Below are 14219 nucleotides of genomic sequence, written 5' to 3' on the forward strand. Positions count from 1 at the left end.
GGACACTCTTTTCCTGTAAGAACTCCAGCTTGGGTCCAACCGTGACAATTCGCGATAACGGCAAAATGCAGTCCGTCATCCTCGACCTCGGAGCGACCGCAGGGAGTGGAGAGTGTCGGGGATCCATTCCGGAACGCCGAAAGGATGGCGCGGCGGTCGCGCTTTCAATCCGTATCGGCTGGCATTGCCTGCCGGAAGAAATGCGCTCGCACACCAATTTCGCCGATCGCCAGCGTTACAGAACGAGCGCCGAGGTAGCGGCCAGTCCGCTTCTCCCCGTGTCCCGCGAAGCGCGCAATGAACGCCCCGGAGCGACAGCGCAAGGCCGGTCCGGCAGGGCGATGAGGCGCATAGCCATGCCGGAACGAGTTTCATGCAAGCTCGGCCCTGGCCTCCTCCAGGGTGACATGCCCCTTGAACGCGGCGCTGGTGACCGCTTCGCCGTCCTCGACGGCATGGGCAAACCGGACGGCTTCGTCGGCTTCGACACGGTCGAACAGAGCCTTGGCGCGCGGATAATCTGCCCAGTCCACCACCTTATGGATGTCGTTCCACCTGGCCACGCCGGCATAATAGGCATCGGCCAGCGATATCCGGTCGCCCATCAGCCAGTCGCGGCTGCCCAGCACAGCCTCAAGCTTCCTGGTCGCCATTGCCACCAGGGCCTCGCCTTCGGAACGCAACGCCGCTTTCTGCTGGTCGCCGTCACCGAACTCGACCGAAAACCACAGCGGGTTGAATGCCGAGAAATAGCGGCTGTTCAGGAAGGCCAGCACCTGCAGAAAGCGATCCCGCTCGGCATCACTGGCATGGCCGAGCGCCTTTTCGCGTCCGCGTTCGGCGATATGCTGCAGAATGGCGACGCTTTCAGTCAGCACATCGCCGCTGGCGGTGGCCAGAGCGGGAAGCTCGCCGACCGGGTTCACGGCCCTGTATGCGGCGCTCTGGGATTCTTGCGGCATTTCAATGCGGCACAGCCGGTAGGGCTGGCCGAGTTTCTCCAGCGCCACGATCGAGCCGAAAGACGAACCATATTCAACGCCATAGAAAAGGATGGGGGTCATTGTTATGTTCCTGTGAATTTGACCCGCCGAAATTCGGTATTGCAGCGAAGAAGCGCAAGAACGCAAAATAATCTGCGCTGGTCATAAAAATGTTAGCTCCGGACCGGTGGACGCCATGAAAGAAAATGTCACGCAATGTCCCCTCGAACAGGTCTTTCTACTCCTTTCAGGTCGATGGAGATGCCTGATCATCTACTGGCTCGGCGATGGCCCCATGCGGTTCAATGCGCTTCAGCGCGCCAACCCCGGGCTTTCGCAACAGATGCTCTCCCGCGATCTGAAAGCGCTTGAAGCTGCCGGCGTCCTGTCGCGTTCGGTGGCAGCGACAGTGCCGCCGCAGGTGGAGTACGCGCTGACTGACGCCGGGCGGCGATTGCTGCCAATTCTCGAACGGCTCGGAAACTGGCAGGAGGATCTGCTGCAGGCACGCTCTGATCCGCAACAGGACACACAGCACGCGGCCTAAGGCCGGTCGAAGACATGCCGATCGATCGGTGAAGACCCCGGCGGCTGGCAGCGTACGTCGATGGAACAACCACCATTCCAACTGCCCCATTGCGGAGGCCGGTGAGACGCCCCACTATCGACGAACGACCCGCTGCGGGGCGACAAGGAGGAAGTGCCGTGCATGACCTTGCGATCCTGTTCTCCATCCTCGGCGTCTTCCTGCTCGGCGCCATCAGTCCGGGGCCAAGCTTCGTCGTGGTGTCGCGCATCGCCATTTCCGGCTCGCGCGCCGACGGCGTGATGGCGGCGATCGGCATGGGGCTCGGCGGCTTCCTGTTCGCCTGCATCGCGATGGCCGGGCTGACCGCCATCCTGTTGCAGGTCGAGTGGCTGAACCTTGTGCTGCGGCTCGCCGGCGGCGCCTATCTGGTCTGGCTCGGCATCAACATCTGGCGCGCCGCGCCCGAGCCGCTGGCGGTTGCCGAGACCACGGACGGACGGACGGTCACTCTGTGGAAGTCGCTGCTGCGCGGCCTGTTCGTGCAGCTGTCCAACCCGAAGACGGCGATCTTCTACGCCTCGATGTTCGCGGCGCTTCTGCCTTCGCCGACGCCGACCTGGATGCTGTTCGCCCTGCCGCCGCTGCTCTTCGTCAACGAGACCCTGTGGTACACCATCGTGGCGCTGGGCTTCTCCTCGCGCCGGCCGCGGGCCGTCTACCTGCGCTCCAAGGCCTGGATCGACCGCTGTGCCGGCCTGGTGGTCGGGGCGCTCGGCGTCAAGCTGATCAGCGACAGCGCGCGGGCGTCTTTGTAGGGGCTGCGGGGGTGTCTGGCGTTGATGGCGACACCAACGTCGGCGCTGGCTTTAGGTGCGTCCTTCGAGGCTCGCTTCGCGAGCACCTCAGGATGAGGATCGTTGGCGCGAACTCTCTCTCTATCCTGCAGCGTTTCAATATGAAGAGCTCAGGCACAGCGGTCCTCATCCTGAGGCGCTCGCCCGCACGTCGACTGAAAGCACGGCCCGATCCCTTGCCGGGCGAGCCTCGAAGGACGCACCTCGTAGCGACCGGGCACGCCACATGCTATGCTTCGCGTCGGAGGCGACATGATTGAGCTGCTACAGATAGCATTGATCTGCGGACTGCTCGGCACGGGGGTGGCTCTGATCGGTGTCCCGCAGGTCAGAATTTTCGACAGCATCGTCGTGGTCTGCAACGGCGTGTTGCTGCTGGCGCTGCTGATGCTGATCAACGGCATGTGAGTGTCGGCACCCCAAGTGCGAACTGAGAGCTCATCCGGTTGTCAGCGCAGGCATCGCCACATCACTTCTATCTCCCTTGCAGGAGCGCGCGCTGCTATCTCCCCCCTTGCGGGGGAGAAAGTATTTTCATGACCTTAGCGAGCACGCCCGCAGGGCGGCACAGCTAAGTCGTAGAAAATCCAAGAGAGGGGATATTCAGCTGAGAGGCTTGAAAGAAGAGCTTCTTCTGTGAGGGAATACAACGCGCTCATTGTCAGCGCAGCGGCTGAATATCCCCTCTCTTGCGACTTCTAGCACTTAGCTCCGCTGCCCTTCGGGCATGCTCGCTAAGGTGCTGAAATCGCTTTCTCCCCCGCGAGGGGGGGGAGATAAGGCACGCCGCGCCCTGCCGCCGCTCTACCGCCCAAACGTCAAATGAACCACCCCGCTCTCCGCCGTTTCCGATTCCACCGTGTAGCCGGCTTCCAGCCCGCGCAGATCGTCCCACAGGCGGATGCCGCGGCCGAGAAGGATGGGCACGATGGCGACGTGGAGGCGGTCGACGAGGCCGGCTTTCAGGAACTGCCGCACCGTGCTGGGACCACCGCCGATGCGCACATCCTTGCCGCCGGCCACCGCGACGGCCTTGCTCAGCGCCTCGGCCGGCGTGGTGTCGATGAAGTGGAAAATCGTGCCACCGGCCATCTCGATCGAGGAGCGCTTGGCGTGAGTCAGCACGAAGACCGGGCAGCGGAACGGCGGCTCGTCGCCCCACCAGCCCTTCCAGTCCGGATCGTTGGGGAAGTTGTGCAGGCCGAACATGCCGGCGCCCATGATCTCGGCGCCGATATTGTCGAAATAGGCCCTGGCATAGCGGTCGTCGACACCGGTGGTGCCAGCGCCGCTGGTGTCCTTGAACAGCAGTTCGCGGAACGTGCGCGTCGCGACATAGGCGCCGACCAGACGTGACCAGTCCTCGCCGAACGGGTTTTCGGGCGTCTGGTCCGTCGTGGTCGCGAAACCGTCGAGCGAGATGTTGAGGTCGACACGAACTGCCAATGGGTTCTCCTTTTGCACGGATTTGATACTAAGGTAGATGCCTTTATGTTCGAACACAGATAGTAAGGCAAGTGCCTTTTTGTCATTGACCGCCATCGCCGACCATCTTACGGATGGACATGCCCTATCATTCGACCCCGCTCGACCTTGCCTTCCATGCGCTCAGCGACCCGACGCGGCGCGCGGTGGTGTCGCGGCTGGCCGAGGGCGAGGTGCCGGTGAGCGTGCTGGCCGAGCCGTTCGACATGGCGCTGCCTTCCTTCGCCCAGCATCTGAAGGTGCTGGAGGAGTGCGGGCTGATCACCTCGGAAAAGCGCGGGCGCAGCCGCTGGTGCCGGCTGGTGCAGGCGCGCTTCGACGAGGCCGCCAACTGGATGGAAGCCGAGCGCCGCAGCTGGGCGATGCGGCTGGAGCGGCTGGATGTTTATCTGGATAGGGAAAACCCATGAAAGACGAGGTCAGCCCGCTGCAGAGCTGGTCGCTCGATCGCGAGATCGTGCTGGTGAAGGTGCTGAACCATCCGCGTGCAAAAGTGTTTGCCGCCTGGACGAAGCCCGAGGCGCTGGCCGCCTGGTTCGGCCCGACCGGCCTGAGCATCGAGAGTCATGAGGCCGACATAAGCGAGGGCGGCATCTGGCGCTTCGACATGGTGGGCACGTTCGAGGGCAAGGAGCAGCGCTTCCCCAACCTGATGCGCTTCCTGGAGATCGTGCCGAACGAGCGCATCGTGATGGACCACGGCTCGGCCGACCCGAACGACCCTGACCGCTTCCGCGTGACGGTGACCTTCGACGAGCAGAGCGACGGCAAGACGATCCTGACGCTGCGCCAGCTTCACCCCAGCCGCGAACGGCGCCAGATCGTCATCGGCTTCGGCGCGGTGGAGTATGGGCTGCAGACGCTGGAGAAGCTGGCGGGGTGGCTGGAGGGGTGAGACGGGATACTAAGGCAGTTAAGGCACTGGCGAAGACGAAGCCCCGAGCCATTTCAAGACGCATTGGCAGAAATAGGTCCTCCTAGCATGAGGCTCACAGCAAAAATGGTAGGCGCGATCCATGGATAAGAAGACAAAATTTCTCGCTGCTCATGTCTATAACGCTCCGACGTGGGCGAAGCTCCGAGAAAGGTCAGAGGTTCTGAAAGCGATGAGGCCTGAGGACGGCTTCATGGCAACGGTGCTTGAAGGTGCAATCCAGGCGGGGGAAGGTAACAACCCTATTCGCGGCAACATGTGCGCCGCAGCCCTCAGAGAGCTTGTCGGACATATCTTGCACGCAATGGCCCCAGACGAAAAAGTTCAAAAATGTTGTTGGTATAAGCAGGCGCCGGACACAAAAGGTCCCACGCGTCGTCAACGAATTACTTTCATCGTACAAGGGGGGCTCTCTGTCGACTATGTTGCCAATACGCTTCATCTCGACCATGAAGAAGTGGCTGGCCCACTAGTCGAAGCAATTGATAGGTTGAACAAAGCAACTCATGTCCGAGAACACACGATCCTGATCGATGACGAAAAGATAAGAGTACTTCTGGATGAATCTTTGCATGGAGTACTGAAACTTTTCGATGCAGCTCGAAGCTGCCAGAACGAAGTCTACCGACAACTTGAGAACGAGATTGACCAAGCAATCCTCGAAAAATTCCTATCGGAGACGATACCGGAACTCGATGAACTCTCGACGCATACGACATTCGAGGGACATGGGATAGATGACATTGAGGTAAGGGAAATAGATGAGGCGGTTATCAAGTTGGCGGTGTCTGGTACCGTCCACGTCGAACTACAATATGGATCGAGTTCCGATTTGAAGAGAGATGAAGGAGCGGTGATGAACGACTCCTATCCATATACCGCGCGACTAGACGCCAAAGTCGATGAACCTGACGAGATAGTACCAGGAACTGTGGAAGTGTCCGTTGATAACAGCGGTTTTTACGACAACGGAGACTTTGACGAAGAAGACGCTTAGACGAAGAAATTTGTTGATGTCAGAGACTGCGCTGCAGGGTAACGGCAACAATCATGAGGCAAGCCCGGTTCAGGACGGCATCTGGCGCTTCGACATAGTGGACACATTCGAAGGCAAGGAGCAGCGCTTCCCCAAACTGATGCCTATCCTGGAATCAAACGAGCGCATCGTGATGGACCATGGCTCCCCGAACGACCCCGACTCCTTTCACGTGACGGTGAACTTCGACGAGCAGGGCCACGGCAAGACGATACTGACGCTGCGCCACCGAATTAAGCCGCTCGATCTGAACAATCCAAGAGACCATACATAACATCTTTCTGGCATATTATCTCTCGCTTGCGCCTCATATATATCCGACCTTACCGTTTCTGCGTCTTTTTTACTCCACCTCATCATAAGTTCTTGTCATGCCCTCGATCTTCTCACTTGACATACCTAAACCGAAAAACTGGCAGGATTTCGAGGCGATAGTACTCGATGCACAGCGCTTGCGATGGAAATCTCCTTCGCTCCAGAAGAACGGTCGAGCGGGACAATCGCAACAGGGGGTTGATATCTTCGGTCCCGACGATATTGGCAGACGGGCCGGAATACAGTGCAAACGTTACTCTGCAACCCTAACCATGAATACAATTCAAGAAGAAACGGGAAATGCTGAAGAATTTATACCTTACTTGACCACACTTTATGTAGCAACGACAAATGATCACGACGCAAAACTTCAGCAACAGGTCCGAATTTACTCGGACGCCAGAGTCGCTGCTGGAAAGTTCGCTGTGGCACTTCTTTTCTGGGAGGACATTATCGGCGGCCTCGCTCTGAACCCAAACGTTTTTAGAGCGCACTATCCGACAATACACCTTCCCACCGCCGGAGCTGTTGATCGGGACCGCCTCTTGGCGGCACTCGAACTGGGATACTACGGGCCCTATCTATGGCAATATGTTCTACTAACCTTGGGTGAGTTCGGGTTGATCGCGAATTCGGATCCTGAAGATCTCTCAGTCATTATCCGTATTGTCGAGCAGCGCTCTCAGCAACTTCTTCCCCCAGATGACGCGAAAGCAGTCTTGTCAAGTTTGACCGACATTTCGGGGATCGTTGGCGATCGGTCGAAGCACTCCAAAGATAGCTGGGCAGCATTAGAGGTATGGTGCAAGCGAATCTCCACGCGGCTTGGCAACCTCGCAACGCTCCCAGTTTCGGAAAGTAACGTTCTACGTACAGGCCAACGACTGGGCTCCATCTATCATCACGTCGATATTGAAGTGCCTATGGAAACAGCACACGAAATAGAGCGGCAGCTTTGCGCCATATTACCGGCCGAAAGCCACCACAACATCAGAAAACAGATCGATAGCGCGAACACCAGCCGATACCCCTACGGTTATAACTGGGCACCGCCGATCTATACATGTCTGGAGCGTGAGATACGGTTCTCGAACTTTGCCTGAATACGCATGCGCCGATTCCGGCAGATTAATCTCCCGACAACGCGATAGAAATCAATGATGTCGCGCTCGCGACCCACCTCTGATTAAGTATACCATTTTGCATTTTGCACTGTCGATTCCAGTGAGGAGTTTCCGCTTCGAAAGAAATCCTCTAGTCCAACTTCCCGTCGAATACTCTTTCGGACGAGACCAGCCCTTCTTATTGCTAACAATCTTGAGAAGCTGACATTATGCCCTCGCAAACAGAAGCCGAACATATTCTCGCCCTCAGCAAAGAACTGCTCGATGACATCGAACTGGACCGGCTACCTGCTGATAAATTAATCCTCAAAGCCAATCGGCTAGCAAGATTGGCTGGCTCCGATGAAATACGGCAGTGGCTCGGTTATGAAATGCGCGGCTACGTGAGCGGCGACGACACCTCGCTACGCTACATGTCCCTGACGGGACGCTGGACCAACCACGCCGAGAAAAAAGGTTATTGGGGGCCCCTAGGCCAACATGAAGCGACAATTGAAGCGAAAAAAGCCGAAATTGAATCCATCAAATTAACGAGCATCGGAGGAGACAGCGCCGTCGGCGTAGTTAGAATAACTTCACAAAATCATGCAATCATAAGTAACACGATCAGGATCTTATCCGGCGTACGCTCAAGAGTTCTCGGATTACTCCACAATTTCGTTACCAATGTTTACTATGAACGTCAATTTGCAGAAGTGGCGGAGAGTACATTCGATGGATACAAACGAGACATCGATGGGCTAATTGCCGAGAAAGCGGGCGACGTTCTGACTAAAATACCATCGGTCGTGGCAAGACTGAAAGAAGGACATGAAGAAGCCGTAAGCCAAGCATTGACCACATGCCGCCGAATCCTCGAAGCGTTCGCCGACGCTATCTTTCCACCATCCGACGATACATTCGAGATTGGAGGTAATCAGCTCAAACTGGATGCAAGCAAACATCAGAACAGGATCAACGCATACATAGCGATACGTACCGCAAGTACATCGCGCAGGTCACGCCTGCGCCAAAATCTCAGTAACCTGTTTGACCGCGTTTCCACAGGCGTTCACACCGACGTATCGTCGGAAGAGGCATATGCACTTTTCTTAAACGTCTATCTTTTCCTGGGCGAGGTTTTGCACCTTGGGGAGCCCCAGAATAGCGACATCGGCATAGAATAATCCCGACACGCTTGTTGCGCTGAGATATCCCAATATTCTCGCGGCGGCCATGCCGGCAAAGCAATGACAGACACCTTCAGTGCCCTCCAAATCGCTGTGATTTAGACGGTCCCGCTCGGGGCAGGTCACAATACAGTTTTCGCCTCAAAGCCATGGCTGTACTCATAGCCTCTCAGGATATTCCTCATCGAAATTTTATTTCTCAATGACACTGAATTTGTGTCGTGCTATCCGTAATACTTCAACCTCTTAATAACCAACGCTTCCGGAAATCAGATATCTCACGTTCATAGTAGGTGACCATGGCGCGGATGCGCTTTTCGAAGCTGATATCGTTCCCGACATGCTTCAATCGATCTTGCCAATGCTTGGCCGCTTCAACAAGCCTATTAAGGATATAACGCGGCACATCTTGGCGGGTTGTCTTGAGCGACTGAGGATATACACCTGTAACGACATAGGGACGGCGGTTGCTCTCTGTACCATAAGCCGCGTTCTGTGCGGCCCAAATCGCATGGCCCAAAGGCTTACCAAAGTACTTCTCAAACAATCGCGCGACAATCGCTTCCGCTTCGAGATCGGCCACCGGCATGAGTGTACCAATGTACGCGCGCGCATTGCTGAACATGAAACGACCGGCGAGTTCATGCCAAGATACGCAGGCGTTGTTGATAACAATGGGAGCACCCTCGCAGGCGAGTGAACGCGGCATTGCGAGGTAATTGTCGTCTGCCATCGCCATTGCGGCCGACCCCAGAATGCGCGGTATTGCCTCCTTATGGACGGGCTCCCAATCACGATCACTGTGTTTTCGATTTACATAATCTGTGATTGCCGAACCGACATAGAGATTGTTCTTGGCAATGCGGTCGTTCCAATCCACACCATCAAGTGAAACGAACCGGATATACTCCTTCAACTCGACAATCTCAGGATCGTCGGTATCGGCCACACTGATCGCGATATCAACGACAAGGGTCCGTTGGATGCCTTCACTATCTTCATATTGATAGGTCCAACGCCAACCATCTGCGTCACCGCAATGAGTCGCAAAGATCAGGAGATCGTATGGGAAGAGATCGATCATTTCACTGACATTTCGGACCGTCGCAAGCTTGCCGCTGTAGCTGCGGACGAACATGCCAAGCGCGTGCAAGCGGTCAGCTGCGACTTCCATCTCTGGAGCTCGTACTTTTCCCGGATCGACTAGGACAGCAACGTTTGTACCGCGCCCCCCTCGCTGCTCGGCAGCGAAGCCATTGACTATTGAAATCCCAAGGTTCGGGTACGCAAACAGATGCGTTGACGGCAATTCTGGAAAAGCAACTCCGAAGGGAAGCCATCTTGTTACGAAAGTAAGTGAACCGCCAGGTGGTAGATCTAAACTACCGCAAAGAGCGCGCAGCCGTTTTTGAAGACACTCACGCACAGCCACTTGATCGATACCCGGCTCGTAAATCCCGTAGTAAGCCGCCAGAAGCTCTTTGCATTCCGCCTCGTCTGTCTTTTCGATCAGATGTAGGCCTGCTCCCATCGAATAGGCATAGTTCGCTGCAATTACTCCGGAAAGCATCTGGCCTTCTTCGCAGATAACGAGATGATCCGAACGAGGCTTGATAGGATTGGCTGGCGACGGATGATCGCCGAACTCAATCATTCGGCGCTCATAGAGTGCACGAAGCACCCCTAGTCCAATGGCCTCTTTGCCCCATTGTAGCGGCGGACTCTCGCCGACTTTGCGATCAACAAATAAACCCGCAACATCGTCATCCGTAACTACTCTTGCGTGGTTGTGGGGTAACGCAGCCAACATAGCTTCGTGGCCAGCCGCGTGCAGACCTGCAAGAAGCGTCTGCTTAGGTTGAACACGAGCGACGGCATTGTTCCGTACCGTCACCTCAGATGCATGATCCGGTCGGGTCATGCGTGGCCCATCGAGGACGGCAAGGTAAGTCTTTTGTTGCGACAGCGCACACGATAGGCGGGCGGCCAGAAATGGATCATCAGCAATGACGACAGTTGACTGCATTTGAGGACATGATGGTGGCATTCTGGTTGCCCGCTAGTTAGCTTACAATGCAGGTTCCGTACCGTCTCCCCTCACCCCGGCCGCAGCATCGCCCCCGAGATCGCAAACACCCTTTCCGTCCCCAGCATGTACGCCATCAGCGTCTCCCGCTTGAACAACCCACTATACGCCCGGTCGAGCACATTCAGCGAGCCGGTGTAGGCGCCGAAGGCGGGCATGATGAGGCGACCGCCGTCGCCGGCGAAGCAGCGGCGGCGGACGGAGCGGCCGCGCTGGACGATGCGGGCGCAGGGGTGTAGGTGGCCGGCGATCTCGCCTTCGACGCGCTGTTTGGAGGGTTCGTGGCGGAAGAGGACTGAGCCGACGGCGAGTTCCAGCACGGTTTCGCCGGGCAGGTCGGCCGGGGCTTCCGGGTCATGGTTGCCGGCGATCCAGAACCAGTCGCGCCCGGTCATCAGCCCTTCGAGCCGCTGGCGGAAATCGGGATGCAGGCGCTCGGCGCCCTTGCCGTCATGGAAGGAGTCGCCGAGGCTGACGACGATCCTGGGCTGATAGTCGGCGATCACCGCTTCGAGGCGGGCCAGCGTGGCGACGGTGTCGTAAGGCGGGATCAGCGCGCCGCGGCGGGCGAAGGACGAGCCTTTTTCGAGATGCAGGTCGGAGACGGCGAGCAAGGATAGGTCGGGGAAGAACAGCGTGCCGCGCGGATCGCACAGCGCGCGCTCGCCGGCGACGGTCACCGCCTCAGCGCCGATGGCGGTTGCTGCTCTTGCCGCCGAAAAATTCATCGGGGTCCCATTGCCTCTTCGACCAGATCGGCCGCTTCCATCAGCAGCGATTCATTGGCACCGCCATTCACCGGCTCCTTGCCGATCTCCAGCATCACCGGCACGGCCAGCGGCGAAATGCGGTCCAGCACCTTATGCACGATTCGACCGCGGATGCGCGAGAGCAGCTGGCTCAGCCTGCTGACATCGAGCAGGCCGGCGGAGGCATCGGTGCGGGTGGCCTGCAAAAGGATGTGGTCGGGCTCGTGGCTGCGCAGCACGTCGTAGATCAGGTCGGCCGAGACGGTGACCTGGCGGCCGCTCTTTTCCTGGCCGGGGAAACGCCTCTCGATCAGGCCGGCGATGACCGCGCAGTTGCGGAAGGTGCGCTTCAGCATCCAGCTGTCGTTCAGCCAGGCGTCGAGATCGTCGCCCAGCATGTCCTCGTCGAAGAGTTCGGCCAGCGACGGGCTCTTTGCCTTGAACAGCGCGCCCATGTCGTCCAACGCCCAGACAGCCAGCGAATAATCGGTGGCGACGAAGCCGAGCGGGCGGGCATTGGCGCGCTCCAGCCGGCGGGTGAGCAGCATGCCGAGCGTCTGGTGCGCGAGGCGGCCCTCGAAAGGGTAGCAGACCATGTAGTGGCGGTTGCCCTTGGGAAAGGTCTCGACCAGCATGTCGCCCTTCTTCGGCAGCACCGAACGCAGCTTCTGCATGGCCAGCCATTCGGCGACCTGTTCCGGCAGGTTCTGCCAGCGCTTGGGGTCGGCCAGCATGGCGCGCACCTGCTCGGCCAGATAGGTGGAGAGCGGGAACTTGCCGCCGGCATAGCTCGGCACGATGATGTTGGCGCCGGTGCCGTTGGAGACGATGCATTCGCTTTCGCGGATGCCTTCGAAGTGCAATATCTTGCCGGCAAACAAGAAGTTGTCACCCGGCCGCAAGGTCTCGGCGAAATACTCCTCGATCTTGCCGAGCACCGGGCCGCCGCGCCCGGCCATGCCGCGGCCCTGGCGCACATAGCGCACATTGAGCTCCGGCATCTCGACGATGGTGCCGACATTCAAGCGATATTGCTGGGCGATGCGCGGATGGGTGACACGCCACAGCCCTTCCTTGGTGCGGCGGATGCGGGCGTAGCGTTCGTAGCTCCGAAGCGCATAGCCGCCGGTGGCGACGAAATCGACGACGCGGTCGAAGGTGTCGCGGGCGAGCTCGGCATAGGGCGCGGCGGAGCGGATCTCGGCATAAAGCAGGTCGGCGTCGAAGGGGGCGGCGCAGGCCGAGCCCAGCACGTGCTGGGCCAGCACGTCCAGCGTGCCGGCCAGCAGCGGCGGCGTGTCCTGCGCGCCGAGATAGTTGGCGTCCAGTGCTGCGCGGCATTCCAGCACCTCGAAGCGGTTGGCCGGGATGAGGATCGCCTTGGAGGGCTCGTCCATGCGGTGGTTGGCGCGGCCGATGCGCTGTGCAAGGCGGCTCGCCCCCTTCGGCGCGCCGACATGCACGACGAGGTCGACATCGCCCCAGTCGATGCCGAGGTCGAGCGTCGAGGTGGCGACGATGGCACGCAGCGCGTTGTCGGCCATGGCCTGTTCGACGCGGCGGCGCTGGCCGACTTCGAGCGAGCCGTGATGCAGGGCGATGGGCAGCGCATCCTCATTGGCGCGCCACAGTTCCTGGAACAAAAGCTCGGCCTGGCTGCGCGTGTTGACGAACAGCAGCGTCATCCTGTGGCGGCGGATCGCCTCGTAGATCTCGGGGATGGCGTAACGCGCCGAATGGCCGGACCAGGGCACACGCTCGCGGGAATCGAGGATGGAGATGTCGGGCTTGGCACCGCCGGCGACGGTGATGAGGCCGGCCATGGGGGGCGTGGAAGGAAGGTTGTGGCTGGTGGCGTCACCCTCCCGGTCCATGCCCCCCTGCCGCCCAGCCCCCGCCCCCTGCGGCACCAGCCAGCGGCGCAGTTCGTCGGGGTCGGCGACGGTGGCGGAGAGGCCGATCGCGGTGAGGTCCGGCACGAAGGCGCGCAGGCGCGCCAGCCCGAGCGCCAGCAGGTGGCCGCGCTTGGAAGTGACCAGCGAATGCAGCTCGTCGAGCACGATGTAGCGCAGGTCCTCGAAGAAGCGGTCGGCGCCGTTGGAGGCGATCAGCAGCGCCAGCTGTTCGGGCGTGGTGAGCAGGATGTCGGGCGGCGCCAGCTTCTGGCGCTGGCGCTTGTGGGCGGGCGTGTCGCCGGTGCGGGTTTCGATGGAGATGGGCAGGCCGATCTCCTCGACCGGCTTGCCGAGGTTGCGCTCGATGTCGACGGCCAGCGCCTTCAAAGGCGAGATGTAGAGCGTGTGCACGCCGCGCGGCCGTTCGCCCGGCCGCCGCCGCGGCCGGCCGGCAAGCTCGGTCAGCGACGGCAGGAAGCCGGCCAGCGTCTTGCCGGCGCCGGTCGGCGCGATCAACAGCATCGAGCGGCCGGCACGCGCCTGGCCAAGCAGTTCCAGCTGATGCGCGCGCGGCGCCCAGCCCTTGGCCGCGAACCATCGGGTGAAGGGTTCGGGCAGCAGGTCGTCGGCAACGGGGCGCGGTTTGGCGGTCACCGGCAAGACCTAGCGCGGGTGCGCGCGAAGGCCAAGCGAAATATGGAACAAAAGGGGATCGGTTGGGGTGGCGGGCGCGGCGCTTCTCTCTCCCCCCCTTGCGGGAGAGAAAGGATTTTCACGATCTTAGACGAGCACGCCCGACAGGGCAGCGCAGACTAAGTCGTAGAAAATCCAAGAGAGGGGATTTTCAGCTGAGACCTCTCGCGACTGTCGTCGTGTGAGAGCCGATCCCATCCACGTAGGATTGCTTCGAAAGCAGTGCTTGTCAGCGTTACGGCTGAATATCCCCTCTCTTGCGATTTCCAGCACTTAGCTGTGCTGCCCTGCGGGCATGCTCGCTAAGATGCTGAAATCGCTTTCTCCCCCGCAAAGGGGGAGATAGAGGCGCCCAGCCTTCACCGAA

The 14219-nt window shown here is 59.4% G+C and carries 13 protein-coding genes and 1 pseudogene; 9 read left to right on the plus strand and 5 right to left on the minus strand.

Features of this window, described 5'->3' with window-relative positions:
- Positions 1 to 371 precede the first annotated feature (371 nt).
- On the minus strand, positions 372 to 1064 hold the full coding sequence (locus tag AC3WTO_RS24960) for a glutathione S-transferase family protein (protein ID WP_492463560.1): 693 nt from the start codon (positions 1062 to 1064) through the stop codon (positions 372 to 374).
- A gap of 115 nt (positions 1065 to 1179) precedes the next feature.
- On the opposite strand from AC3WTO_RS24960, the gene AC3WTO_RS24965 reads away from it, so the two are divergent.
- The 3 genes from AC3WTO_RS24965 to AC3WTO_RS24975 all read left to right on the plus strand — a co-directional run bounded on the left by AC3WTO_RS24965 (position 1180) and on the right by AC3WTO_RS24975 (position 2774).
- On the plus strand, positions 1180 to 1530 hold the full coding sequence (locus AC3WTO_RS24965; protein WP_492463711.1) for a winged helix-turn-helix transcriptional regulator: 351 nt from the start codon (positions 1180 to 1182) through the stop codon (positions 1528 to 1530).
- Positions 1531 to 1688: 158 nt separating this feature from the next.
- The gene (locus AC3WTO_RS24970) at positions 1689 to 2327 is read left to right on the plus strand and encodes a LysE family translocator (protein ID WP_492463559.1); all 639 of its coding nucleotides are present in this window, start codon (positions 1689 to 1691) and stop codon (positions 2325 to 2327) included.
- 291 nt (positions 2328 to 2618) lie between these two features.
- A complete protein-coding gene (locus AC3WTO_RS24975; protein ID WP_492463558.1) occupies positions 2619 to 2774 on the plus strand; it encodes a hypothetical protein in 156 nt (51 codons plus the stop codon).
- 396 nt (positions 2775 to 3170) lie between these two features.
- On the opposite strand, the gene AC3WTO_RS24980 is transcribed toward AC3WTO_RS24975, so the two are convergent.
- Entirely contained in the window at positions 3171 to 3812 is a 642-nt protein-coding gene (locus AC3WTO_RS24980; RefSeq protein ID WP_492463557.1) for a dihydrofolate reductase family protein, read from the minus strand.
- 119 nt (positions 3813 to 3931) lie between these two features.
- Between AC3WTO_RS24980 and AC3WTO_RS24985 the strand changes: the two genes are divergently transcribed.
- The 6 genes and pseudogenes from AC3WTO_RS24985 to AC3WTO_RS25010 all read left to right on the plus strand — a co-directional run bounded on the left by AC3WTO_RS24985 (position 3932) and on the right by AC3WTO_RS25010 (position 8426).
- On the plus strand, positions 3932 to 4261 hold the full coding sequence (locus AC3WTO_RS24985; RefSeq protein ID WP_492463556.1) for an ArsR/SmtB family transcription factor: 330 nt from the start codon (positions 3932 to 3934) through the stop codon (positions 4259 to 4261).
- Positions 4258 to 4746 carry an SRPBCC family protein gene (locus AC3WTO_RS24990; protein WP_326893785.1) on the plus strand — a complete coding sequence of 163 codons (489 nt, stop codon included), beginning with the start codon at positions 4258 to 4260 and terminating at the stop codon, positions 4744 to 4746. The genes AC3WTO_RS24985 and AC3WTO_RS24990 overlap by 4 nt, the downstream gene beginning before the upstream one ends.
- A gap of 121 nt (positions 4747 to 4867) precedes the next feature.
- Entirely contained in the window at positions 4868 to 5782 is a 915-nt protein-coding gene (locus AC3WTO_RS24995; protein WP_492463555.1) for a pPIWI-associating nuclease domain-containing protein, read from the plus strand.
- 52 nt (positions 5783 to 5834) lie between these two features.
- Positions 5835 to 6047 (plus strand): annotated as a pseudogene (locus AC3WTO_RS25000) (SRPBCC family protein); the annotation flags it as partial.
- A 145-nt stretch (positions 6048 to 6192) separates the two neighbouring features.
- Complete coding sequence (locus tag AC3WTO_RS25005) at positions 6193 to 7239, plus strand: hypothetical protein (RefSeq protein ID WP_492463554.1); 1047 nt, start codon at positions 6193 to 6195, stop codon at positions 7237 to 7239.
- A gap of 230 nt (positions 7240 to 7469) precedes the next feature.
- Positions 7470 to 8426, plus strand: a complete 957-nt coding sequence (locus AC3WTO_RS25010; RefSeq protein WP_492463553.1) for an AbiTii domain-containing protein — start codon at positions 7470 to 7472, stop codon at positions 8424 to 8426.
- A 241-nt stretch (positions 8427 to 8667) separates the two neighbouring features.
- On the opposite strand, the gene AC3WTO_RS25015 is transcribed toward AC3WTO_RS25010, so the two are convergent.
- The 3 genes from AC3WTO_RS25015 to AC3WTO_RS25025 form a co-directional block, all read right to left on the minus strand.
- The gene (locus AC3WTO_RS25015; protein WP_492463552.1) at positions 8668 to 10455 is read right to left on the minus strand and encodes a hypothetical protein; all 1788 of its coding nucleotides are present in this window, start codon (positions 10453 to 10455) and stop codon (positions 8668 to 8670) included.
- A gap of 71 nt (positions 10456 to 10526) precedes the next feature.
- Positions 10527 to 11243, minus strand: coding sequence for a ligase-associated DNA damage response endonuclease PdeM (gene pdeM, locus AC3WTO_RS25020; RefSeq protein ID WP_492463551.1), 717 nt, complete (start codon positions 11241 to 11243; stop codon positions 10527 to 10529).
- Entirely contained in the window at positions 11240 to 13813 is a 2574-nt protein-coding gene (locus tag AC3WTO_RS25025) for a ligase-associated DNA damage response DEXH box helicase (protein ID WP_492463550.1), read from the minus strand. Before AC3WTO_RS25025 ends, pdeM begins: the two co-directional genes overlap by 4 nt.
- Positions 13814 to 14219 lie beyond the last annotated feature (406 nt).

The sequence above is a fragment of the Mesorhizobium sp. EU05-FHT14A09 genome, from assembly GCF_058790995.1.